Source organism: Providencia sp. 21OH12SH02B-Prov, from assembly GCF_027362595.1.
Lineage (GTDB): Bacteria > Pseudomonadota > Gammaproteobacteria > Enterobacterales > Enterobacteriaceae > Providencia > Providencia zhejiangensis.
This window is the reverse complement of sequence record NZ_CP114796.1, coordinates 2,712,013-2,737,352: the sequence shown is the minus strand read 5'-3', so window position 1 is coordinate 2,737,352 and position 25,340 is coordinate 2,712,013. Positions and strand designations below refer to the sequence as shown.

At 38.6% G+C, this 25,340-nt stretch carries 20 protein-coding genes, 3 tRNA genes and 1 pseudogene; 19 read left to right on the top strand and 5 right to left on the bottom strand.

The annotated features are described in order from the left end of the window. The first annotated feature begins 244 nt into the window (after positions 1-244). The gene (gene dpiB, locus O7C57_RS12925) at positions 245-1,873 is read left to right on the top strand and encodes a sensor histidine kinase DpiB (protein ID WP_154621839.1); all 1,629 of its coding nucleotides are present in this window, start codon (positions 245-247) and stop codon (positions 1,871-1,873) included. A gap of 1 nt (position 1,874) precedes the next feature. Further along, positions 1,875-2,558, top strand: coding sequence for a two-component response regulator DpiA (gene dpiA / locus O7C57_RS12920; protein ID WP_154621838.1), 684 nt, complete (start codon positions 1,875-1,877; stop codon positions 2,556-2,558). Positions 2,559-2,607: 49 nt separating this feature from the next. Here dpiA and O7C57_RS12915 read toward each other — a convergent pair whose 3' ends face one another. Beyond that, on the bottom strand, positions 2,608-3,633 hold the full coding sequence (locus O7C57_RS12915; protein ID WP_196712983.1) for an SEL1-like repeat protein: 1,026 nt from the start codon (positions 3,631-3,633) through the stop codon (positions 2,608-2,610). Between the two features lie 1,038 nt (positions 3,634-4,671). On the opposite strand from O7C57_RS12915, the gene dtpA reads away from it, so the two are divergent. Further along, entirely contained in the window at positions 4,672-6,141 is a 1,470-nt protein-coding gene (gene dtpA, locus O7C57_RS12910) for a dipeptide/tripeptide permease DtpA (protein WP_196712984.1), read from the top strand. A 66-nt stretch (positions 6,142-6,207) separates the two neighbouring features. Here the strand turns inward: dtpA and O7C57_RS12905 are convergent, their stop codons facing one another. From O7C57_RS12905 to O7C57_RS12895, 3 genes are all read right to left on the bottom strand, one after another. Beyond that, a complete protein-coding gene (locus O7C57_RS12905; protein ID WP_154621837.1) occupies positions 6,208-6,696 on the bottom strand; it encodes a DUF4822 domain-containing protein in 489 nt (162 codons plus the stop codon). Positions 6,697-6,884: 188 nt separating this feature from the next. After that, positions 6,885-7,868: a class II fructose-bisphosphatase gene (gene glpX / locus O7C57_RS12900; protein WP_154621836.1), complete on the bottom strand. Its 984-nt coding sequence runs from the start codon at positions 7,866-7,868 to the stop codon at positions 6,885-6,887. Between the two features lie 136 nt (positions 7,869-8,004). Further along, the gene (locus O7C57_RS12895; RefSeq protein WP_154621835.1) at positions 8,005-8,928 is read right to left on the bottom strand and encodes an AEC family transporter; all 924 of its coding nucleotides are present in this window, start codon (positions 8,926-8,928) and stop codon (positions 8,005-8,007) included. 580 nt (positions 8,929-9,508) lie between these two features. Between O7C57_RS12895 and O7C57_RS12890 the strand changes: the two genes are divergently transcribed. The 13 genes from O7C57_RS12890 (at position 9,509) to O7C57_RS12825 (ending at position 22,855) form a co-directional block, all read left to right on the top strand. Beyond that, on the top strand, positions 9,509-12,241 hold the full coding sequence (locus tag O7C57_RS12890; RefSeq protein WP_269723211.1) for a DUF2339 domain-containing protein: 2,733 nt from the start codon (positions 9,509-9,511) through the stop codon (positions 12,239-12,241). Then, the gene (locus tag O7C57_RS12885) at positions 12,225-13,703 is read left to right on the top strand and encodes a DUF3999 family protein (protein ID WP_269723210.1); all 1,479 of its coding nucleotides are present in this window, start codon (positions 12,225-12,227) and stop codon (positions 13,701-13,703) included. The genes O7C57_RS12890 and O7C57_RS12885 overlap by 17 nt, the downstream gene beginning before the upstream one ends. 208 nt (positions 13,704-13,911) lie before the next feature. Then, complete coding sequence (locus O7C57_RS12880; RefSeq protein WP_154624558.1) at positions 13,912-14,193, top strand: hypothetical protein; 282 nt, start codon at positions 13,912-13,914, stop codon at positions 14,191-14,193. 658 nt (positions 14,194-14,851) lie between these two features. Further along, on the top strand, positions 14,852-15,268 hold the full coding sequence (psiE, locus tag O7C57_RS12870) for a phosphate-starvation-inducible protein PsiE (RefSeq protein ID WP_154624556.1): 417 nt from the start codon (positions 14,852-14,854) through the stop codon (positions 15,266-15,268). Positions 15,269-15,560: 292 nt separating this feature from the next. Next, positions 15,561-17,114, top strand: a complete 1,554-nt coding sequence (locus tag O7C57_RS12865; RefSeq protein ID WP_154624723.1) for an AbgT family transporter — start codon at positions 15,561-15,563, stop codon at positions 17,112-17,114. Between the two features lie 34 nt (positions 17,115-17,148). Further along, positions 17,149-18,381 (top strand): peptidase T, encoded by a 1,233-nt coding sequence (gene pepT, locus O7C57_RS12860; protein ID WP_269723209.1) that lies wholly within the window; start codon positions 17,149-17,151, stop codon positions 18,379-18,381. A 220-nt stretch (positions 18,382-18,601) separates the two neighbouring features. Then, positions 18,602-19,288: a LuxR C-terminal-related transcriptional regulator gene (locus O7C57_RS12855; protein WP_154624725.1), complete on the top strand. Its 687-nt coding sequence runs from the start codon at positions 18,602-18,604 to the stop codon at positions 19,286-19,288. Then, entirely contained in the window at positions 19,255-21,087 is a 1,833-nt protein-coding gene (gene uvrC / locus O7C57_RS12850) for an excinuclease ABC subunit UvrC (RefSeq protein ID WP_269723208.1), read from the top strand. The genes O7C57_RS12855 and uvrC overlap by 34 nt, the downstream gene beginning before the upstream one ends. Before the next feature lie 57 nt (positions 21,088-21,144). Further along, on the top strand, positions 21,145-21,693 hold the full coding sequence (gene pgsA, locus O7C57_RS12845) for a CDP-diacylglycerol--glycerol-3-phosphate 3-phosphatidyltransferase (protein ID WP_154624726.1): 549 nt from the start codon (positions 21,145-21,147) through the stop codon (positions 21,691-21,693). A gap of 163 nt (positions 21,694-21,856) precedes the next feature. Next, a tRNA-Gly gene (locus tag O7C57_RS12840) sits at positions 21,857-21,932 on the top strand. A gap of 24 nt (positions 21,933-21,956) precedes the next feature. Next, positions 21,957-22,030 (top strand) — tRNA-Cys (locus O7C57_RS12835). 7 nt (positions 22,031-22,037) lie between these two features. Next, positions 22,038-22,124, top strand: a tRNA-Leu gene (locus tag O7C57_RS12830). 194 nt (positions 22,125-22,318) lie between these two features. Beyond that, positions 22,319-22,855, top strand: coding sequence for a hypothetical protein (locus O7C57_RS12825; protein WP_154635775.1), 537 nt, complete (start codon positions 22,319-22,321; stop codon positions 22,853-22,855). 128 nt (positions 22,856-22,983) lie between these two features. On the opposite strand, the pseudogene O7C57_RS21400 reads toward O7C57_RS12825, so the two are convergent. Next, a pseudogene (locus tag O7C57_RS21400) lies at positions 22,984-23,085 on the bottom strand (ogr/Delta-like zinc finger family protein); the annotation flags it as partial. Positions 23,086-23,154: 69 nt separating this feature from the next. Between O7C57_RS21400 and O7C57_RS12820 the strand changes: the two are divergent. From O7C57_RS12820 to O7C57_RS12810, 3 genes are all read left to right on the top strand, one after another. Next, positions 23,155-23,418 (top strand): hypothetical protein, encoded by a 264-nt coding sequence (locus O7C57_RS12820; protein WP_154624645.1) that lies wholly within the window; start codon positions 23,155-23,157, stop codon positions 23,416-23,418. Positions 23,419-24,011: 593 nt separating this feature from the next. Continuing rightward, entirely contained in the window at positions 24,012-24,188 is a 177-nt protein-coding gene (locus tag O7C57_RS12815) for a hypothetical protein (RefSeq protein WP_195848194.1), read from the top strand. A 230-nt stretch (positions 24,189-24,418) separates the two neighbouring features. Further along, the gene (locus O7C57_RS12810; RefSeq protein ID WP_230085920.1) at positions 24,419-24,607 is read left to right on the top strand and encodes a hypothetical protein; all 189 of its coding nucleotides are present in this window, start codon (positions 24,419-24,421) and stop codon (positions 24,605-24,607) included. Positions 24,608-25,340 lie beyond the last annotated feature (733 nt).

Below are 25,340 nucleotides of genomic sequence, written 5' to 3'. Positions count from 1 at the left end.
CGATATTAATATTAAAGATTATCTCATTATTATATTTGACCTATTTCATGTTTCTAAAAGGAGTTTGTATTTGTTTTATGGTTTTAATGTGTTTAATTATGGGATATGTTGTTTATTGCTTGGTTTTAATGTATTTAATTATTAATATGTCTCTTATTCGTGAGCTCAGTTAGCTTCATAATGCGCTAATCGGTGTTTTTTCGTGTAACAATATTTTTACTTTTCAGTAGGTAATAGGATATCCATGAAAAAAGAGTACCCGCGGTCTCCATTTAGAAAAAGCCACTCGATATCCTTTTCTGTGCGAGTTTTCTTTCTTTTATTACTCGTTTCCGTTGTGTTGACGTTTAGTTTGGGTAAGTACTTTACCGAAACCGCTGAAAATCGTTTAATGGCGAATATTCGCTCACTTGCAATGAGCCAAGCGAAGTTGATCGCCTCCATGGAAAGTATTATTCAGTCTGTTAAGACACGCGATATCCCAAAATTAAAGATAATTGCGGATAAACTTAATCAAGATTCTGACTATGATTATGTGGTCATCGGGGATGAAAATTCGCTACGCTTATATCACCCCAATGAAGAAAAAGTTGGCTTCAAGATGCAGTGGAACAAACCCGGTGCATTAGAGCGGGGGGAAAGCTATTTTATCGGTGGGGAAGGTTCTATAGGCAATGCCGTTCGCGCGAAAACCCCGATATTTGATGAAAACAATCAAGTGATTGGTGTTGTCTCTATTGGTTATCTCACTAATAAAATAGAGACGTCCAGAAGTGAATTATTGGTTCAGACGGGAGCCATGTTTTTTGGGGTGTTAGTGATATTGTTATTCCTATCATGGGCCTTTACTCGCTTGATTCAGCGGCAAATGTTGGGGATGGAACCTGAGCAAATTACACAAATGGTTGTCGTACAAAAAGGAATATTTGAAGCGGTTTTTGAAGGGGTGATTGCTGTTGATTGCGCAGGAAAGATCATTAATATCAATCATAATGCACGTAAAATGCTTTCGTTAAGTGAACCCTTGAACCATTTAGTTGGGCGTTCAGTGAGTGAGTTGATTACCCCAGAGACTTTCTTTATTAATGATATCGCAACAACGCAGCATGATGTTATTTGTTCATTTAATGGTTTGAATGTTATCGCTAACCGCATTGCTTTATTAGATGAAAATCATCTCATTGGTGCGGTGATTAGCTTTCGTAGCCAAAATGATATTGAATCCCTCAACTCACAATTGACACAAGTGCGTCAATACGTTGAGAATCTTCGCTCATTACGTCATGAGCACCTTAATTGGATGTCGACACTAAGTGGTTTATTGCAAATGAAGGAGTATGACCAAGCATTGGCAATGATAAAGGGGGAATCAGAGTCACAACAGCATCTCATTGATGCGCTACGTCAACAATTTGCGGATAAACAGGTCGCAGGTCTACTGTTTGGAAAATATCACCGAGCCAGAGAACTCGGGTTGCAGTTGGTGTTCACGCCAGGTTGCCAATTGAGTTCACTCCCACCGTTATTAAGCAGTACTGAATTCTGTGCAATTTTAGGTAATCTTTTAGATAATGCATTTGAAGCAAGCCTAAAAAGTCAGGAAGGAAACAAGCAGATTGAATTATATCTCTCAGATGAAGGTAATGAGTTTGTTATTGAAGTGGCTGATGAAGGCTGTGGTTTCCCTTCAGAAATAAAAGATAAATGGTATGAAAGGGGCATAACGACAAAAACGGAGTCTGTCGATGGGCATGGGATCGGCTTGTATCTGGTGGCTTCGTATGTCAAAAGATGTAATGGTGTGATTATTATTGAAGATAATCAACCAAATGGTACTCTATTCTCAATTTTTATTCCAAAAGTGAAGATATAAAATGATGAAGATAAAAATCCTCATTGTGGAAGATGAACTGCTGCTCGCTGAGATGCATGGCGAATACATTAAATCCTATCCTGCTTGCGATAAAGTTTGGGTGGCAGGGGACTTGGCACAGGCCAAAAAAATGATCGAATATATGAAGCCTGACCTGATCTTACTGGATAACTATCTACCTGATGGAAAGGGGATAGATTTGGTTCATGAATTAATCCAAGAAAGAAATAGCGCAGATATTGTTTTTACAACGGCGGCGAGTGATATGGAAACTGTCTCTGAAGCGATTCGTTTAGGGGTTTTTGATTATTTGGTGAAACCTATTGCTTATGAGCGATTAGGTCAGACACTGGATCGCTATATTCAACGTAAATCGGTCTTGCAGGCGAGCCGTAAAACGAATCAGAGCCAAATTGATGATATGTTTAACACATATGCACGCGGTGAAGCGAAAGAGGAACTACCAACGGGTATCGATGGGTTAACGTTAGAAAAAGTCTTGTCACTATTTACGCAACCAGAAGCGGAGCATACTGCGGAAACAATTGCGGAAACTATCAAGCTCAGCCGTACTACAGCGCGTCGTTATCTAGAGTACTGCTTGGCACAACACAAAATAGAGGCAGAAATTGAGTATGGTAAGGTAGGGCGTCCTCAGCGTATCTATCGCGCGGTTCAAAAATAAGCTTATCATTAGCGTCTGCATAACGTGATTTTTATGCAGACAACTAACACTATTTTTTTAAATTATTTTCAAGTATCAACACTTTTTTCTCTGCTCTTTCATTGCCGTGTGCGGCGGCGAGTTTGTACCAATACAGTGCTTTTTTATCATCCTGATTGACGCCCATGCCATATTGGTAACAGGCACCAGTGGCATACTGCGCGTCAGCACTGCCATGTTGTGCCGCACGAATAAACCAGTGGCAAGCTTTTGCTTGATCAGCAGTTACACCATCGCCTCGAGCATAGATCAAAGCGAGGTTAAATTGCGCCGAAATTTCACCTTGTTCAGAAGCCAAAGTTAACCATTTTATAGCAGATTTAATGTCCTGTTTGACGCCTTGTCCATGCAGATACAGCATACCTAAACTATTTTGTGCAGGAGAGAAACCAAGCTGCGCTGAACGTGAAAAATAGTGATAAGCTTGTTGATAGTTAACTTTATCATACATGCCAGTCGCGGCCTGATAACCTAATAGATAAAGTGCTTGAGGTTGATCTTGTTTCGCCAACGATAGATAGATTTGCTGGGCCTTTTGCGGATCTTCAGTGACTGCAATACCTTTTTCATACCAATAAGCCAGCATCAATTCAGCCGGTTGGAAATGTTGTGCTGCGGCTTTAACTAACCACTCTTCAGCGTGCTGTTTGTTTTGTGGCAGTAAATTATGTATCCCCGTTAAAGAATATTCGGCCATATTTAACTGACCGAGAGGATCACCGGCGGTGGCGGCTTTTTTCATCCATAACAGCATTTGCTCTTCATTCTTATCTACCCCTTTACCTTGTTGATACATAAGGGCGAGATTAATTTGTGCCTTTGTAAATCCTTGCTCTGCGGATAAACGATACCATTTAGCCGCATCGGCAAGTTGGTTTTCGGATTGATATAGCATAGCAAGGTTGAATTGTGCCTCGGCCTGCCCATTTTGTGCATTTTCGTACAGTTTTTGTTTATCTTGAGGCGCTGGCTCAGCGTAACTGTGCAGCGCGAAGGCATTGAAAATAATAAACAGCGATAGCAAAAAATTTTTCACGGGAGACCCTTTTATCGTTTTTTCTACGAGTAGGTTAACTTGCTGTTTTCACTTAAGCAATAATGAATATAACTAGGACGTTTTTCGTGAACAGCGTGCTTGGCGATGTCAACAGAGAATTTTTTCAAGGAAATAAGAAAAAATTATGAACCTTTATTAAGGGTAAGAGGTCTTATTAGTAAGTATATCTGTTTGCTTGCGTAAACATTCATATATTTACCCTCAATATTCATTTCTTTACATGAAGTAATGCAATAATGCATCTAAGTAGTGAGAGTTTCACTCGTAGCAACGAAGATCCTTAAGTAGAATGCATTATGCCCAGCCGATTTGCTGGGCTTTTTTTTATCTAAATTTCCTCTCAACAACCCCCGTTATCCTTTTCATCTTAGTTGTCTGCATTGTTATTCATATTCTATGTTGATTTATTTTTAATCAAATTATTGTGTGTGAGATAACGACACGTTTTGACGAATAGCGCTATTCAACGGCTGTTTTATGGAATTAAAAATAAGAATGTGTAGTTGATTTACACATTAGCACCAAGGAGATATAAATTTTGTCGCTATGCGCTTTAAATCAGAACAATATGCTTAACATATGATATACAATTGATTAATTAATGTTCGTTGTGGGTGGGGGAAACTGGCTGTATAAGTGAGCTTAATCACGATATAAAACTATTGATAGGGTAATTAGTGCTAGCTAAATCTTTATTTTTGGTGCATAAATAGCGTATATTGCTTAATTGATTTTCGCATTCCTAGCGGTGTTTATCCCTATAAATGTTGAATAAATAATCAAATCTGCTTTAACTCATTGAATTTTATGTTTGTGATTCATAAACATCGTTTTACACACAGAGATGTTAATTTTGAAGGTTAAATCTATGGAGCCTAAGGTCAGGGATTTTGACGTCATTAGCCCGCAAAGTTTGGATTTTTCAACTTTAATTCTTGAGACAATAACAATGCTGAGGGTACAGACAGTACCCCATTTTGCTTTTTGCTTACGTACAGGTTGTCATAGAGGTAACTAGTGTCCACAACTAACAACAAAGAGGAAATCAGTCTTAACGCGTTTAAGCAACCTCGCTCGTTCTATCTTATATTCTCCATCGAACTCTGGGAGCGTTTCGGTTATTACGGTCTTCAGGGGATCCTTCCTATTTATCTTAGCCAAGTGCTGGGAATGTCAGAAACAGAGTCAATTACGCTGTTTTCTGCTTTTGCTGCTTTAGTATATGGCTTTGTGGCGATAGGAGGCTGGTTAGGTGATAAAATCCTAGGTACTAAACGTGTTATTGTGCTTGGTACGCTGGTTTTAATCGCCGGTTATGCTTTAGTGGCCTATTCTGACCATGATGTCTCCATGGTATATGTCGGTTTGGCAACCATCGCCGTAGGTAACGGCTTGTTTAAAGCTAACCCATCATCATTATTATCAACCTGTTATGCTAAAGACGATCCACGTTTGGATGGTGCATTCACGATGTACTATATGTCTGTTAACATTGGTTCCTTCTTCTCTATGTTAGCAACACCGTGGTTAGCCAAACATTATGGTTGGGATATTGCATTCTCACTCAGTGTTGTTGGTCTTGTTATCACCTTGATTAACTTCTTTATGTGCAAAAAATGGGTCGCGGCTCATGGCTCTAAGCCTGACTTTGTACCCATGGTCATTTCAAAGCTCTTAGCCACGCTCGTTGGTATTGTTGCACTGATTGCGATTTCAACTTGGCTACTGCACAACATGGATATTGCTCGTGCAGCGCTAGGGATTATTTCATTAGGTATCATTGTTATCTTTATTAAAGAAACGGTCGCGTTAGAGGGAATAGCACGTCGCCGTATGATCGTTGCGCTGATCCTGATGTTAGAAGCGATTGTGTTCTTTGTTTTGTATAGTCAGATGCCAACATCTCTTAACTTCTTTGCGTTACATAACGTTGAACATGAAGTTTTAGGTTTCAGCGTTGAGCCTGCACAGTATCAAGCTTTAAACCCACTGTGGATTATGATTGGTAGTCCGATCCTTGCGGCTATTTATAATAAGATGGGCGACCATCTACCGATGCCGCATAAATTTGCTATTGGTATGCTGCTTTGCTCTGCGGCGTTCCTTGTGTTGCCATTGGGTGCAAAATTCGCTAACGAAGCGGGTATTGTGTCAGTCAATTGGTTGATCATCTGCTACGGCTTCCAAAGTATCGGTGAATTGATGATTTCTGGTTTAGGTCTGGCGATGGTGGCACAATTAGTTCCACAACGTTTAATGGGCTTTATCATGGGGTCATGGTTCTTAACAAACTCCGCAGCGGCATTTATTGCTGGTTATGTTGCTTCTATGGCAGCAGTGCCAAAAGGGGAACTCACGAGTTCTGTTGATTCTCTGGCGGTGTACAGTGATGTGTTCTTGAAAATAGGTGTTGTTACAGGTGTGATTGCGATTTTGATGGTCGTCACCGCACCAATGTTAAATCGTATGACATTAGAGCGTGATTAAACGAATTTTATTGCTCGATGATTAAACAAAAGGGCCGAAACAGGCCCTTTTGTTATTTATGAAAAATTATTTTTTCACTTTATGGACGATATCAACATATTTTGAGGTATCGTCTTGTGATGGATAGATGCGGTAAGTGTATTCCTCTGGGGTCACCGTCACGTTTTCGACAACGCGAGTAAATAATACTTCACCCTTATCATTTTTGGCGGTAAGGGAACGGCTTTTTCCATCTTCACTGAATGACCAGTCACCTTGCATTTTCGGCTTACCCTCTAAAGTGGTCATCTTAAAAGTACCATCTGGGTAGTATTCCGCAAGTCCGAAGAAGTTAGCCACTTGCTCATTGGCAGGGTCAACACGTTTTTTGTCTTGATCAAGTGCTTCTGTTGTCACCCACACTTTATCTACCATGATATCTTCATACGCATTGAGTTTCTTTTCGACAGAAGCTGATAAACCAACAGAGGCTGTTGAATTTGTATTAGCTTGGACTGTGAACGCCGCAACACTAGACAGCGCAATGATAGCGGCAATAAAAGGTTTCAATTTCATAAATACTCCATTATTAGATGACATTATAGATTGATTAAAGAGAGTCCTTATATAAAACTAGAAGATTAATGATGAAATGTGAAGGCGTAAATTATTGCCAATTATGTCTATCGTATAGTTATCTTTACGCAATAAATGCGTGTGAAGAAACTGGTACTTAACCAAAATACCAGTTTTAGGGGAGGCCGTCAGTTGAAGTGACGGTTGTTAATTATTTTTAATGAACGATTATTACCATTAATTAATAGTGTACTTGAAGTACGGCCATTCGCGTTATAAGCGATCCCTGACATTAATACGGTAGGAGTAATGGCGGTGGCGGCAAACATAACATCATCGGTACTGACCATCGTCTCTAACGTCAGTATCTCGCCGATAGCGACACCCATTTGCTGGCAACGTAACGCTTCTTGTTCGGCTAATAATCTATTTTCTGGGCTATCGCCTTTCGCTAAAGTTCGGGTAACTAAGCGGGCTTGCATGTCTCCACCTAGCGCACGTGCAATAGCAGCACTAATAATCCCTTCGGGGGCACCACCCGTGCCATACATCATATCGATAGGTTGCTCTGGCAATATAGCTAATAGTGAAGCTAAAACATCGCCATCGGGGATGGTAACAACATTCACGCCAAAATGACGTAGTGTTTGCATAATATGCTGGTGGCGAGGCTTATCTAAAATAGCAATTGATAGATCAGCAATGGGTTTATTGAGTGCAGATGACAAATTCTCAAGGTTTTTTTCTAATGGATTGGCAAGATGGACCGCACCTTTAGCCTCTTTGCCGACAACCAATTTTTCCATGTACATATCTGGTGCTTGTAAAAGAGCGCCTGTTGGGGCTGCGGCTAGTACCGCAATCGCATTATGTTCATTACAGGCAACCATGCGCGTACCATCGATAGGGTCAACAGCGATATCTAACTTCTGTTTTGCAGAAGGGTTTCCAACCTGTTCCCCAATATACAGCATAGGCGCTTCATCAATTTCACCTTCACCAATCACCACTTGCCCGTGAAAATCAATGGCGTTAAGGCGATTACGCATTGCTTCGACGGCGGCTTTATCTGCCGCATGTTTATCTTGTTTACCCACCCAATCGTGAGCTGCTAAAGCTGCAACTTCTGTAACGGAAGCGATTGCATAAGCTAGTTCATCGCTAATTTGCATTATTTATTCCCTGAATAGTAAAACATCATATCTAGACATATAATACTTTTTTTGTGATCTATCTGGCAAATCGTTGGTGAGGAAAGCGGCTGGAGAAATAAAAGAAAAGCAGGCTAATTAGTAGCCTGCCCGTGTGTTATAGCGCTTCAACGATCGCAATACCGCCAATAATCGAAATTAAAGCGGCGAGCGTACTGAGTAATACGGTTCCTGCCGCAGTCTCAGTATAAGCCTTATTACTGATGGCTAATGCTGGAACGGCTGTCGCTGTCGGCAATACCCCAATAATAAAGGCAGATTTTAACATATCGCCTTGTAAGCCAAGAGCAATACCGGTTCCCAGTATTAAGGCAGCTTGCACAAAGTTCTTCACAAAGACGTTGAAAACGATCTCGACGCTAATTTTTAGCTTAATTCCAGACAGTAGTAAGCCTAGGAAGAATAATGCGACCCCTCCCGCTGTTTTACCTAATTCGTTTACTGAGTTTTGCAGTATTTCAGGTAACTTAACGCCAAAAATAGCGAATAAGGCACCTAGAATAGGTAGGAACACTAACGGTTGTGCGACGGCTTTACCAATTGATTTTAAAATACCGTTGTTTTGTTGCTTGCCACTAATCAGCAACAGGGTAAAAGGAATGATAATAATGGTATAAATTAAATTTCCTAGCACCATCGCAATAAGACCAGATGAGCCTACTGTTGCTAAAAGCACCGGTGGCCCACAATAGGCCATATCAGGGAAAGAAACGGATAGCGCTTGCATCGCTGAGTCTTTTTTATTATGTCGGAAAAAAACTTTACCGACTAAGAAACCGATTATATAAGAAACGATCAAGCCAACAGCTAATGCTAATAGATAGTCAATATTGAGCAGCACAGAAGGTGGGGCTTGTGCTGCGGCAAGGAATAGGGCAAAAGGTAGTGCAATTTTAACAACAAAGTCAGCAAATGCTTGGGAATATTCACGTTTTATAAAGCCGTATTTTCCTGATAGCCAACCGACCGCTAAACCGAGAATGATTGGTCCAAGTGCGGCCATTATTACTTGTAATAACATAATGTCCTCATGAGATGAAATAAAATATTACCCGAATAGACAAATTATGACGCACGAAAATTCACCACTTAAAAAATTATCTTATTTAGATAATCTTATTTGTGCTGATTTCAAGTGTACGGGCAGTACCTCTTTTAGTGGTAGTGTTCACTGTATTATTAATTAGCGCTAATTTTTAATAACGCAAATATATAAATATCACAAATAAATTAGAAAATATGGAAAAATAATCATTATCTATTAAATAAGGTCGTTAATGACAAAAAAAGAGGTTCTTAATAATAAGTAAACATAAAATGAGGGTCATTTTTACAATAAAATAACGCTATTTTAGAACAGTCTTGACTCGACTACGGATAGTGACCTACTGTTCATAATAACTCTTTTTTTGACTAGTATTTTGAGGTATTGTTCAGCCTTGGCTTTAATTTGTAATAATTTATTACAGCTAGTTGGCAATAGGTAGAATGCTATCTACACTAGTCCAATATTTAGATGCTCTTTTTTTGGCTAATTTAATGATGAGGGAAGCCTATTTGTGGATATTTTGATACTAGTAGGGTTCGTAGTTATTCTTTTAATGGTAGTTTCACCTATACTTGCCATTATTGCGATGCATCGCGTAAGTCGAATGAGATCTCAGCTATCAGAGTTAAATCAACGCGTTATTTCATTAGAACAAGCGTTAAAGCCTGATGCTGGGAGCTTGGAAAATAGCCAATCGGAGCTAGTCCATACAGCGGAAATGGCCTCGTCAGAAAAAAAACAAACGCCGCCAATTTTATTTCAAGAACCCCCTCATTATCCACACAGTTTAACTGGTCATTCAACCACAAATGCATCATTGGAGCCGCATTCGCAAACTGGCGTAATAATGTCAGCACAGGAATCGCAAACCTCCGTGGATGTTAATCGCTTTGAGCGTCGTGCAAATAATAAAACGCAATTACAAAATGACAGTAATTGGTCTTTATTTAGTCACTTTTTTAGCTGGGTTTGGAAAGGTAATCCGCTTGCTAAAATCGGTATTTTATTATTATTTTTTGGTATCGCATATTTATTGAAATTTGGCGTACAAAATAACGTATTATCTCCACAATTACGTTTAATAGTCAGTTCGATTGGTTGTTTGTTACTGCTTGGTATCGGTTGGTATTTACGGCATAAAAAGACGTTATTTGCATTAATATTACAAGGTGGTGCCGTAGGGTGTTTTTATATAACCGTTATTGCAGCATTTAAAATGTATTCGCTACTGCCATACGGCATGGCATTTGTGGCAATGCTGATAATTTGTGCCGCCAGTATTGTGCTTGCCTTATCGCAACGAGCGATCAGCTTAGCGATTTTAGCCTCGCTCGGCGGATATTTAGCACCTATCCTGCTGTCTACTGGTGGTGGTAATCATATATTTCTCTTCTCCTATTATTTGATGCTATCTGTCGCTATCTTAATTATTAGTGTCTGGCAAGCTTGGCGCCCGCTTAATCTAGTCGGTATGTTTATGACTTATTTTGTCGCGGTTCTATGGGGTTGGGAATACTGTCAAACTGACTATTATGTCTCTAGCCAAATTTTTCTTATTGCAAATTTGATTGTCTTTAATGTGTTAACGCAACTATTTGCTTTACGTTACCCACATGATAAGCAATTAGTTGTTGATAATACGTTATTATTTGTACCTCCTTTTATCAGCCTTGCGATACAGTATGCTATTTCTTGGCAAATCAATGTTGTTCCTGCATTTGTTGCATTGTTGCTAGGCGCATTTTATTTATTGGCCGGTTTCCGGATCCATAAAAAATATGCAGCCACCGGAAAAGAACTTGCATTGGGAAATATGATTATTGGGGCAAGTTTTGTCACGTTAGCGATACCCTTGGCGCTTTCATTCGAATGGACATCTATTATTTGGTCTATTGAAGGGCTATTGCTGCTGTATTATGGGTTTTCGGTACAAAATAAAAAATTGGCTACAGTTGGAGTATTGCTTATTTTAGTGAGTGCGATAACGCTATTAGGTGGTTTCTCACTATATACTTGGAGCCGTTCCAGTGTTTATATGGTTCCTGTTTTGTTAGCAGCCTGTTTTAGTGCAGGGGCTATGTTCCATGTTCGACGTGAAACCTCAACCAACTTCAATATTGTGAGCCATGGGTTATTACTTCTAGGATTAGCCGTTTGGTATTTTTGGCTCCCAGCCATAACGGATATTTTGTCTTGGAGTGGGGAATCTGAAAGCTTCATCATTATGGCATTAGTGATTATTTCTGCCTGGCTCTGGCGAATATTAGCCATTAAAGCTGATTGGATTGCACTATTATTGTGTCAGTCCTTTATTTGGCTGGTGGGGTATTACTATCTTGCCGTAGATTTTATTCAAGATGAAAACCCTATGGGTAGAGGAGAGGGGTCTCTTATTTGGCCCGTCATGTTGGGTAGTTCGGTGTTATTCGCCATGCATGCCCAAAAAGCGCATTATATTTGGATGCAACGTATTCTCCATGGCGCAACATTTTGGCTAATCATCGCGTTTATTGCGGCACAAGTGAATTGGTTTGTTGCGATCCTCCCTTGGGGGATGAATGAGTTAGGTTATTTTATTTATGTCATGACGATAACCTTAACGACGCTAGTGTTGTATTGGCTACAAAGCCAAAAAATGCCACCAATGAAGCGAAATGGTATTATTTATTGGTATAGCTTCTTGCCAGTTATTCTTGTGCTTATTGTGTTGTCATTTGTCGCTAATTTAGAGGATGGCAAACTGACATTCTGGAATTATGTTCCTCTGATTAATCCATTAGATGAAGCTGGGTTATTTAGCATCGCATCATTACTATTGATGCGTCGTGGTTTAGTACAAAAATTGAAAAAAATAAGGGTGTTCGATCTCTGGGTTATTAGGGGATTAAGTCTTGCTGCTATTGTTCTGAGCATATTATGGTTTAATGGCATTATGCTTCGAGCAATATCTGATTTTGCCGAGATTAACTGGAATGCTCAAGCACTCTTTGATTCTCGCTTGGTGCAAACTATTCTTTCTATTAGTTGGTCATTAGCTGCTTTAGCTTTTATGATTTTTGCCAGCCTCAAACAAAACCGTCTCAGTTGGCTGTTTGGCGCGGGAATTTTTGCCTGTGTAGTCGTGAAATTATTCTTGGTTGATATCTATGGGCAGGACGGTTTATTCCGCGCTATAAGCTTTATTGTTGTCGCAATACTTATTTTAGTTGTTGGTTATTTTTCTCCACTACCACCAAAAATGGCTCAAGAGAAAGGACTTAATGAGGCTGATGATGAAACTAAATAAAAATCCAAGGAGTTGGCTGGTATTTGTGATGCTAGCTTTTTTTCTCTTATTCTCGGGGACAATTTATGCCGAAAATAAAAAAATATTAACACCTTATGATTTTTATCAGGGGGTTGAGTTAAAAGAGTCCAGTCATAACATTCCATTTGCTTGGGTTGAACTTCCCGTTGAAGCCTATGTTAATTCTGCTTACCCTAAAACGTTACAAGATGTCAGGGTATTTAACGGTACGGGTCAGGAAGTGCCTTCTGCGCTCTTTTACCATTCAGAAGAAAGCAGTCAAACATCACTAATTCGTTTCTCTTTACAGCCTTTAATGACGCGTGAAGAACAATTAAACTTAAAAGAAGAAACAGAGGACGATAAACAGTATCTTTTGGTGGAAACCATACCGAATAAACTGACTCGCCTAGAATTACCCTCTATACAACAGTCGAAAGATACACGGTATCAAGCTTATCTTTTAACTCGCCAACAGGATCAACAAGCTCTTTTCCCTGCTCAAACATTAAATTTAGAGTGGGGAAAGAGTGATCAAGATTGGCAAGGCAAAGCATTTATTTATGCTAGTGATGACAAACAACATTGGGTAAATATTTCAGCTTATCAGCCAGTGATGAATCTCAGCTCGGATGTCGGTGTTATTCAAAATAATACAATTGAATTATTAAAGGGGAATGATTCAGCGCTAAGTGCGCCTTATCTAATGGTGATTATTGTTACGACTAAAGATACAACCCTACCTGAACTCAAGACAGTACAGGGAATTGGTAAAACATTCCATGCAACAAGACAGCAAGAAATTTGTCGTTTTATTACTCAGAATGAAGGTGTCTCTTTAAATCAATTAATCTACCGTTTACCTTCACCTCAGCCATTGAGCTCAATTGTCATTCAGTTACAACAAACAAATCGCGTAATTCCATTACAAATTGAATATGCCTCTAATTCAGGCGAAAATTGGCTACCGTTGACAAATATGGTTGCTTACCATCAAGTGAATAATGGAGAACAAACTCGTAACCCAGAGATAGCGTTAAATGACTTAATGATTAAAAAACTGAGGATTACGGCATTGAAAGGGAGCTGGGATGATAAGCCCCCTTATATAGAAGGAAAACGAGATGCGGTTAATTTAGTTTTTAATGTACAAGGTGCGTCGCCTTATTTATTAGTTTGGGGGAGTCACCTCGCTAGTATGGATGGGCTAAATTACCAAGAGCTTATTGGGCAATCATTAACGGTTGAGCAGCTCATGCATAATTATCCTGAATTATCACTCGCAAAAGAAGTTATTGAGTTAGGTGGTGAAGAGCAGTTAACCATCAATGGCTCAGAGGGTAATAATTTTGATTGGATGATCCTTGTTATCTGGTTACTGTTAGGGATTGGGATTATTGCCTTACTGTATTTCTGTTGGTATCTCTTAAGAGAAATTAACACTAAATCGACTAAAAAATAGCACAATGCATTAATTGTGTTCCTGAATCAATAAAGTGGGTGAGTTAAACGGCTTCATCCACTTTATTATTATTTGGCCAGCCTATTCTTAAATAAAAAAATCTACCACACCAAAAAATTTACAATTTTTTCCAAATGATTACCTTCAGACAGTATATTTTGATGCGGTAATGCGCTAAAACAAATACTTGGAAACAGGAGGGTGACCAATGAAAAGAGGTTTTTTTTCAAAGCTATTTATCGCTATTGCATTATTAACTAGTGCTTCTATCGTTGCACAAGCAACGGATACTGTGAATTTGCATGATTACGAAAAAGTGAAAATAGTATATTCATTGAAACAGGATAAAATGCAAGATTCAGGTGATATTGAATCACTACGTGAACGAGTAGAAGTCAATCGCGCAGAGCTAGAGGAAATGAATACAGACCGTCGTCTTAGTGATCGACAATTCCGTATTCATCATAAAAAAAATCGCTTTTTTCATTAGCCGATTCTATAGTGATACAACAACGTTAATAATAAAAAGGAACGACCCTGTATCAGGGGCAATGCCTTTGTGGGGCGGTAAAAATAGTCGCGTCTCAACCTATCGATAAAATCAGTGTCTGCCATTGCAATAGCTGTCAACGTTGGAATGGCGGCCCTAGTTTTACTCTTGATTGCAAAGAGGATGTGATTATTGAAGGGGGAAAATAGCGTAACGCGTTTTGCCTCATCGCTGTGGGGGAACGTGCATTTTGTCAGCGATGTGGTACACATTTATTTTATCACTTTCATTCACCTTCTTCTTATTATGTTTCCGCCGCTTTATTTGCAGAAAGTCGCCACGCTAATCTTGCTATGCAGATATTTGTTGATAGCAAACCTAACTACTATCACTTTATTGAAATAATACCAATGCTGACAGAGCAAAATATGATAAAGTTGATGAATAAATAGACTATGTAGAGAGCGTTGCTGCGAGCTATTCAAAATATTATCGGTTTTGTTTTCCTTCTATCCTGTTAATGTCATAAATATCGATTACAATAAATAAAAAGACTTATCACTTGTTATAGATATTCATTTAACGCTGTTTATTTGATATAAAAAAGATAGATGAATGCCCTATAGTAATATGACGCCTAGTTTAGGAAATTTAACTAATGAATAGTATGAGAAATATGCGACATGCCAGCAATATCGCATGGGTATTGCAATGGGTGCTGAATATTGGATTGATAGCATTAGCGATCGTACTTGTTTTCTTTTTGGCTAAAGAAACATACACCATGGCATCTTTAATGTTTAGTGGGCAGAAGGAAGCAACAGCTTATGAATTATTAGAAGGAATTGTCATCTATTTCCTTTATTTTGAGTTTATTGCTTTGATAACTAAATATTTTTTATCTGGTTACCACTTCCCATTAAGGTATTTTATCTATATCGGTATTACTGCCGTGATACGCTTGATTATTGTCGATCACAGTGACCCCATGACGACGTTACTTCATGCTGGCGCGATTTTAGTTTTAGTGATTGCTCTTTATATCGCCAATACCGAAAAACTCAAACGAGAGTAGAATATTTAAAATAATTTTTGTTTATAAAAAGGAATGTTACACATTCCTTTTTCTTATATTTCTTTAGTTAAAATATAGCCATTAATATCTTAACTAAAACATTTCCCCTTACCAAAAGCCTGTTCTATTTTAGTGGAAAACATTAAGTAATTTGCAATGATAAATTATCTTAATGCAAGTGTGGGCAACTGGTTTATCCTGTTAAATATTCGAAAGAAAGTATTTTACTTTTTATAAAGGGTTATTTAGTGTGTAAAAGTTTATTACTCTAATAACTTAAGTACTTGCGAATATGACAACAAATACACTCCCTAAAAAAAAGGGCTTCTTAAATCGCGTTGAGCGTATTGGTAACGTTATGCCTGACGTTACAATGCTATTTATTTATGCCTTGATAATCTGTTGGTTTTTATCTTATTTACTCTCATTTGTAGATTTTAATTACTACCATCCAGTGTCAAAAGAAAAAATATCTGTCGTAAATATGTTTAACTATGAGGAAATCATATTATTCGTTACGTCGGCAGTGAAAAACTTCATTAACTTCCCACCTCTTGGAATAACAATCGTTGCAACTTTGGGGATAGGGATCGCTGAGAGTAGTGGCTTTATCAATACAGCCTTGAAAAAAATGCTCTCGTTTATTACGCCAAAAATGCTGACACCAACAGTGGTTTTTGTGGGTATCGTTTCTCACATCGCGTCTGACTCCGCTTATGTTATTTTAATGCCGGTCGCAGCGATGATGTTCTACGCAAGTGGTCGTCATCCATTAGCAGGTATAGCTGCCGCCTTTGCAGGCTTAGCGGGTGGGTTTACAGCAAGTTATACACCTTCAATCATTGATCCAATTATGCAGAGCTTTACACAAGATGCAGCGCAAATGATGGCTCCAGGCTATAGCGTTAATGTCTTATGTAACTATTTCTTCAGCCTTGGTGGTACGTTTGGTGTTATTTTTACGTGTTGGTTCATTACTGAAAAAATTGTCGAACCTTGGCTAAATAAAAACTGCCCAATTACAACAAGCCAAGTTGATACTGACGCAGAGCAAAATTTAGGCAAAATTACGCCGTTAGAAAATAAAGCATTTCGTGTATCAGGCCTTGTTGTGCTTGCACTGGCTGCTGGTTTATTTGCTTTATTATGGCCAGAGAATTCATTATTACGAGGTCCTGACGGTAGTTTGACTAGCCCGAAAGCCCCAATAATGCAAATTGTTGTGCCATTGCTGTTTATTTTCTTTGCATTGCCGGGCATTGTATATGGTTATATGACTCAATCTTTCACATCGACTAAAGATGTTGTGAAAGCGATGGAAAATATTACTAAGTCATTAATTCCATTTATTGTATTTGCTTTCTTCGCGGCGCAGTTTCTATATTCATTTCAGCATTCAAACCTCGGCACATTATTGGCGCTATCGGGTGCTGAATTATTGCGTACCTTAGATATGCCTTCAGAATTGACGGTATTCGGTGTCATTTTATTGACTGCAATATTGAATATTATGATCACATCAGCAACTTCCAAATGGGCGATTATGGCGCCTGTTTTGGTACCCATGTTGATGGCGGTTGGGATCTCTCCGGAACTAACACAAGCGGCTTTCCGCGTGAGTGATTCAGCGATGAACGTCAGTACACCGATGTTCCCATTCTATCCGTTGATTTTGATGTATTGCCAAAAATATTACAAAAATGCTGGTATTGGAACACTTTGCTCGATGATGATACCGTTCACGGTCGGCTTGTTGGTAACATTAACCGCGACGTTGTATCTGTTCTGGGCATTTGATATTCCAATTGGTTTTGATAGTGGTTACACATGGCAACCAACGCCATAAATAAGTTGGCGGATTGAGTAAAAGGAACAAAAAAATGAATGAATTAGGTAAACAGCTTGAACAACGTTTCTTTCGCTATCTAGCAATAGAAAGCCAAAGTGATGCAGCAGCAACGGTTGTTCCAAGCACGGAAGGGCAACGTGACTTAGCAAAATTGCTGGCAAAAGAGCTAGAAAGCTATGGTTTAAAAGATATTTATATCGATGATCATGCTATTTTGTACGCGGTTCGCCCTGGTAATAATCCTTCAGCACCGAAAATTGGTTTTGTGACCCATTTAGATACCGTAGATGTTGGATTATCACCCGTCATTAAGCCTCAAACCTTAAAATATGAAGGTAAAGATCTGTGTTTGAATGCACAAGAAGATATTTGGTTTAAAACAGCAGAGCACCCAGAAGCGGCACCTTATGTAGGGGAAGAGATTATTTTCAGTGATGGCACGAGTGTACTCGGTGCAGATAATAAAGCGGCGGTCACTGTTGTTATGGAGTTAATGGATAAACTGCAATATGCTGATTTTGCATGTGGCGATATCTACGTTGCTTTCGTTCCTGACGAAGAGATTGGGTTGCGCGGCTCAAAAATCATGGACTTGTCACGCTTTAAAGTCGATTTCGCTTACACTATTGATTGCTGTGCATTGGGCGAGGTGGTTTATGAAACCTTTAATGCGGCTTCTATTGATGTTTCGATTAAAGGAATAACCGCACATCCAATGTCTGCAAAAAATGTGTTGTTAAATCCAATTCGTGTGGCGCATGACTTTATTGGTTGTTTTGACCGTTTTGATACGCCTGAGCATACAGAACAGCGCGAAGGCTATTTTTATGTGACTGACTTAGTAGCCAATCCGGATAATGCAAAAATTAAAATGGCTATCCGCGATTTTGACCGTAATAGCTATGAAGCTCGTAAGCGTTATATCGGTGAAGTGGTTGAGTTGATAAGAGTACGTCATCCAAAAGCAAAAATTGAATTCAAAATAGAAGATGTGTACAGCAACATTAGTGATTCACTAGGTAGTGACCGTACTGCTATTGATTTAATTTTTGACGCGCTAAAAATTCAAGGCGTCGAGCCAAATGTTATTCCTATGCGTGGAGGCACTGATGGTTCAGCTCTGTCAGCAAGAGGGATTTTAACGCCTAACTACTTCACGGGTGCGTTGAATTTCCATTCTCGTTTTGAGTTCTTACCATTAAGTTCTTTCGAGAAAAGCTATTTGGTTTCAGAGAGCATTTGCCGCTTAGTCGGCCAAAAATAGTTTATGACAAGTCGTTTCTCTCATTATCAAATAACCATGTTTATGCATGGTTATTTTATTTGTATTCAGTATGGTTTTTAAAAATCCATTTTTAATTTTTATTAAACTGCGGAATATTAAATCCATCGGCTAATGATGAAATAAAAAAACTGTATTTTATCTTATAAAATTGCTATTTATGGAGATGGATATTAACGTGCAATAACATATAGAGAAATAAATGATTAATATTATAATTATTGACGATAATAATATTTTAATTCGCGGGCTGGAAGCTATTTTTAATCGTCATAAACGCTGTCATGTTGTCGCGTCATTTCCCTTTATCGAGCAAGCCATTTCGTGGAATAGAAAACAAAAAGCCAATATTATCTTAATTAATAGCGATAATTGCCAATTTGAATCATTAAAAAACTTGCAAACCTTAAGACGGACTCAACCTGATGTCGGAATTATCATTTATAATATACACAATCACTATGCTTTTTTATTAAAGGCTCTTGAGCTTGGGATCCAAGGTGTGTTGAGTGCAAAAATTGAAATTAATGAATTTTTAGAAGCCATACAGATAGTCAATGCGCGCAGTAAAATTATTTCCCCCGATATTGCACAAGCCATCGCATTGAAACGCATTCATCAAAACGATCAGACGGATATCTATGAGTTATTATCCACTCGTGAACTTGAAATCATGCTCTTCATCACTCAGGGGATTTCGACCAAACAGATTGCACAGCTTCTTAATTTGAGCCCTAAAACGGTAAATACCTATCGATATCGAATGTTTGGTAAACTTAATATCCGTAGTGATGTAGAATTAACTCATATTGCTATCAGCTATGGGTTAATCGTAGCCAAACAGGGTTTATTAGGGTGTCAGAACAGTTCGAACCAAAAGCTTTCTTAAAAACAGTCACCAATCAACCTGGCGTATATCGAATGTATGATGCTGGGGGAACAGTCATTTATGTTGGAAAAGCTAAAGATTTAAAAAAACGGCTTTCCAGTTACTTCCGAACGACAGTCAGTAGCCGAAAAACTGAGCAGCTAGTAAAAAACATTGCCTCTATTGATGTGACGATCACACACACAGAAACCGAGGCCTTGTTACTTGAACATAACTATATCAAGCTTTATCAGCCACGCTACAATGTTTTGTTGCGGGATGACAAATCTTATCCTTATATCTTTTTAAGTAAAGAAACACATCCGCGACTCTCTATGCACCGTGGAGCAAAACACGCGAAGGGGGAATACTTTGGTCCGTTCCCTAATTCCTACGCGGTTCGCGAAACATTAGCGCTGATGCAAAAATTGTTTCCAATTCGTCAATGCGAAGATAGTGTTTACAAAAACCGTTCAAGGCCTTGTTTACAGTATCAGATAGGTCGCTGCTTAGGGCCTTGTGTTAAAGGGTTAGTCAGCGATGAAGAATATGATCAGCAAGTCAATTACGTACGTTTATTCCTAACAGGCAAAGACCAACAGGTCTTAACAGGATTGATAGAACGGATGGAAAAGGCAAGTCAGGAGCTGCGTTTTGAAGATGCTGCACGTTTTCGCGATCAAATTCAGGCCGTACGCGCAGTCACGGAACAACAATTTGTTTCTGGTGATGGTGAAGACCTTGATGTTATCGGTGTTGCATTCGAATCAGGGCTTGCCTGTATTCATGTGTTATTTATTCGACAAGGTAAAGTATTGGGAAGCCGTAGCTATTATCCAAAAGTTCCAGCAGACACTTTACTTGAAGAAGTAGTACAAACTTTCTTAGGGCAGTTTTATTTGCAAGGCAGTGAAAATAGAACATTACCCGGTGAAATCCTCTTAGATTTTTCATTACCAGAAAAAGAATTGCTAGCGGACTCTTTATCACATATTGCAGGTCGAAAAGTGCAGATCCAAACCCAACCTCGAGGGGCGAGGGCGCGCTATTTAAAATTAGCTCGAACGAATGCGCTTACTGCACTACAAACTAAGCGTGCTCAGCAATCAACCATTCATCAAAGAATGGCATCTTTAGCAAAAATTGTGGGTATGGATGCCATAGCACGTATGGAATGTTTTGATATTTCCCATACGATGGGAGAGCAAACGGTCGCATCGTGTGTTGTGTTTGATAAGAATGGCCCCATTAAATCAGAATATCGACGCTATAACATCACAGGAATTACTCCCGGTGATGACTATGCAGCCATGCATCAAGTTTTAACCCGTCGCTATGGTAAGCATCTGGATGAAAGTAAAATACCCGATATTATTTTTATCGATGGTGGAAAAGGGCAATTAGGGCAAGCGAAAGATGTCTTTGATTCACTGGATGTTGATTGGGATAAAAATAGACCTCAACTTATTGGCGTTGCAAAAGGGAGCGATCGCAAAGCGGGCCTTGAAACGCTATTTTTTAAGCCTGAGGGCGAGGGCGTAGCTTTACCGCCTGATTCACCTGCATTACATGTGATTCAACATATTCGTGATGAGTCACATAATCATGCGATAACAGGACATCGCCAGCGTAGAGCAAAGGTAAAGAATACCAGCGCGTTAGAGTCAATTGAAGGTGTTGGACCAAAACGTCGTCAAATGCTACTAAAATATATGGGAGGCTTACAGCCACTGAAAAATGCGAGCATAGAAGAGATAGCAAAAGTGCCCTCGATCTCATACGCGTTGGCAGAAAAGATTTATAATGCATTGAAACAGTAGGTGTCTTAGGGCACCATACTTATTAAATCCAATTTGGTCAAAAAGTTACTGAGCATGATGAAATTAAATATTCCTACGTGGTTGACCCTGTTTCGTGTCATCTTGATACCGTTTTTTGTGCTAGCTTTTTATTTACCTGTAAGCTGGGGCCCATTTGTTTGTGCATTAATTTTTGTTATTGCCGCAGTAACAGATTGGTTTGATGGTTATTTAGCGAGGTTATGGAAGCAAACAACTAAGTTTGGTGCCTTCCTAGACCCTGTTGCTGATAAGGTGATGGTGGCGACGGCATTAGTTCTTGTCACTGAAAGTTTTGATGTTTGGTATGTTACCTTACCTGCCGCCACAATGATTGCACGTGAAATCATTATTTCATCATTAAGAGAATGGATGGCTGAAATTGGTAAAAGAAGTAGTGTCGCTGTGTCTTGGATAGGTAAATTTAAAACAACTGCTCAAATGATGTCTTTAGTTGGGTTGTTATGGCGTCCAAATTTACTTATTGAGAATCTGGCTATCGCATTATTGTATGTTGCCGCTATTTTAACGTTCTGGTCAATGTATCAATATTTGAAGGCTGCATGGGCAGATTTGAGCGAAGCTTGATCGAAATGATTGAAAAAACAGCGAACGAACGGTTTTAAGTGATTTTTTTAAATAATTGTGTTGACTCAAAATGTGAAATCAGTAGAATGCAACGCATCGAACGGCAACACGGTTTACGAAAAAAAATAAGTAAATCAGCCAGTTTGAAAAGCGAAAGCTTTAGGCGGGAATAGCTCAGTTGGTAGAGCACGACCTTGCCAAGGTCGGGGTCGCGAGTTCGAGTCTCGTTTCCCGCTCCAATCTCAGTAAGAGATTAAGAAGAAGGCGCGTTAGCAAAGCGGTTATGCACCGGATTGCAAATCCGTGTAGCTCGGTTCGACTCCGGGACGCGCCTCCAAAATTTAGCCCAGGTGGTGAAATCGGTAGACACAAGGGATTTAAAATCCCTCGGCCTTTAGGCTGTGCGGGTTCAAGTCCCGCCCTGGGCACCAAATAAAAACCGCGTTGAATAACAACGGGTTAGGGAAAGAAAAAGCCACCTAATAGGTGGCTTTTTTGCATCTGGAATTTGTCGCTGAAAATCAAAAGTGGCAGCGGAATGGCGGCAGGGTGGCGACACGGGTAACTGGGTATCTAGTACCAGTATTCGGTTATATAGTTTTATAACTAGCTTTTAGAGGATAAAATGGTTGAGTATTTAAAGTTATTTGTGGAGCTTATAGACCACTTAGCATGGCCTGCTGTTGTTGTTGGCTCGATAATCTATCTTAGGAAAGATATTTTTAAATTACTTAATAAAATTAGAAAAGCAAAATTCCGTGATTTTGAAGTTGATTTATCTGAGGCTATTAAGGACGTCACAAATAATGCTATCGAATTGGGAATAACCGTTTTTTATCCACGTTCCACTTATAATAACAATGATCTACAGATGATTAAAGTTGCTCCAGCGTGGGCGTTTTTGCAGTCATGGAAAGCTATAGAGGATATTCTTAGGAGTGGCTGTGCTGGGCAAAGTAAGAGATCCGTATCAATGATTATTAAAGATTTAGAACAGTCACATATTATTGACCCTAACCTAGCTAAATTAATACTAAAAATGTTTAAACTTAGAAATGAAATTGTTCATGTTTTAGATGCTGAAATCACTGAAGCGGAAGCTATGGAATGGTTGGCTGTGTCAAAAAGTGTACAGGATCGTTTAAAACAACGATTAGGATAGTGTTTGGATATATTATGAGGATATTTATAGGTTAGTGAATTATATTTAACTCACTAACCTTATTGATTTTACTATAATTTACTCTTTAATATTAGTGTATTAACCAATAGTGGTTTAATAATGCATCACGCCACGGACTCATGACTTACAAAAGTGGTGCTACAATTGATATTTTGGCACTAATTATAATTTTCTTTGGTTTCGTTGGTGATATAGCGTGAGCTACGAATGCGGGTAGGTTCATTATCTCACCTAATGTCTACGCAGATTCTTTAATTGAAGATCCAGTAAAAATATTTGTGATGATAAATTATAACTGGGGAATAGGCCACACAGGTTTAGTTGTAGGGGAAGGCGAAGAAGCGCTTCTTTATGATCATGGTATGGCTGGATGGGCTATGTGTTCAGATACTGTGTTTACTATTTTGAAGCAAAGTGGTGGTATCTTTAGCTCACTTGAAGCGAATTCGCTGATGCGTGAAGACCCATGGACGTTAAGGCATAAATTACTTGAATTGTATTTTCCAAGTACAAGAGGTTTTATGACCTACACTGTAAAATAGTGTTTTATAAATTACAGGAATATTTAAAAGTTATGAATGACGCTAAATTAAAATTAGCTATATCTTATGCTTCACTGTTCTTTAGTGTTTTGTTTTTTTATCTTGAATTAGTTCATGAGTATTTTTTTCGATTCTATCCTGTTTCGGTTAACTCAAGTTTAATAATGCCCTCTATAAAATTAATCTCTTACTCTTTATTTATATACTTGGTGCTGCTTTGTTTTTTTATTGTGTTTTTATCAAAAAAGTCATTAATGATCAGTAAAAGATATCGATTAACTGTTTATTTTTTAATTCCATATTGGATTAACATTGTTGTTTGGCTTTCTAGTGATAATGTAATAAATAGTTCTATGAAGCTTAGCGTTATTTTTTCGGATACTTTTATAACCTCTTATATAATTCAATTCGTTTTTCTTGTAACACTCATTGCCTATTTAGTTGATTATTTATTGAGGTTAATTATTTTTAGAAATAAAAGTGAGTTAGTACATTTATTTTAGTATTTGAAAAATGAAGTCAGGCTTATCTGGCAGCTATAGTATAACCGTTATTAATGTTTACATTAATAGTGGTAATTTTAGGTGAAATTGATGGAGATAATTTTACGATTAAGCCGTGATGGTAAAACCGGTACCGCTTATGCTCAATTGGTTAACTCGTATATCAAAAATATAAACCAACGAGATGCAGAACTATTAGCCTTTAAAGGGCGAAAAAATAACCGAATTTACTCTCAAAAAGGAACACAAAACACAAACGCATTTTAAGCAGTTAACAAGGCTCGACCAAGCCATTGATCAATAAATTAGAGGCAGACCATGATAATCAAAGATCTTATCACACACGAATTACGCGTGAATGATAACAGGCCTACTTTTCCTGATGATGGTTGTGACTATTCACAATGTCATATCGACTGCCTTCATGTAGCAGCAAGGGCGAGAATGAAAACACCTTATCAACCCAAGTTAAAACCACAAAAAACGACGAGGTAGCTATGTCAGGTAAATATTTGCTTGATGGGTTACCGCACAATCGTGCTTTGTGGCCAGAAAAGTATCAAGAGCTGGAGCAGCGTAATTTATTGGTGAGTCAGCCAATTCGGCAACTGAAAAATCAAAAAATAAACAGTGAACGCATGCTAGCGTATATTGAGATGGCACTGGCAGTATTAGAGAGAGGCTGAATTATTGACGTAAGGTGATGCCAGAGAAAGAGTCGCATTTGTTACTTACTGAAGTAAGTTCTCATGCACCAATATGAGACTTCACAGTCACCGGAATTGATATATCCAACAAGGTCATAAAGAGTCGCAATATTAATAGAAAACATCACCGTTATAGTAAGGAAGTAAAGAATGCCAAGCTTGGTTAAATCATTTGTTAGTCGTCGAAATAGTCCTATTAAAATTAAAGCTGAAACTAAAGTCTGTAGGGTTCTAGATGTTGCAGTGAGATAAAGCACAGTCTCTATTCTGTATGATGGATTTGTACTGGGAAATTTTTCAAAAACAAAGCTAATAAAAGTGGTGATCAAATACCAAGAAATGGCTAAGAAATGAATTGAATATTTGCCTCTAATAATTCCGTTTAGCAACTCCATTATTTATTTCCCTTAATAAATTTGAGGTACGGAAAATACTATAAGTGAACATTTAACGCAAATATTGAAATAGGAGAACTAACAGTGAGCGACAACGAAATGGTCTATACAGCCACTTAGATTGCTCCAGTATTTACTGAAGTACCAATCTTGGCACTACTGAGTCTGATTGGAATTCTGTGAATGAAGATGAACGAGAGGAGGCTATATCGCATTGTATTGCAGACATTGTTGATCTGTGCGTAGCGCCAAAAGACGATTAAAAGGCAATACTAATGAAATGATTACGTCAGGATGGTAAAGCTGAGCAGCGGGAC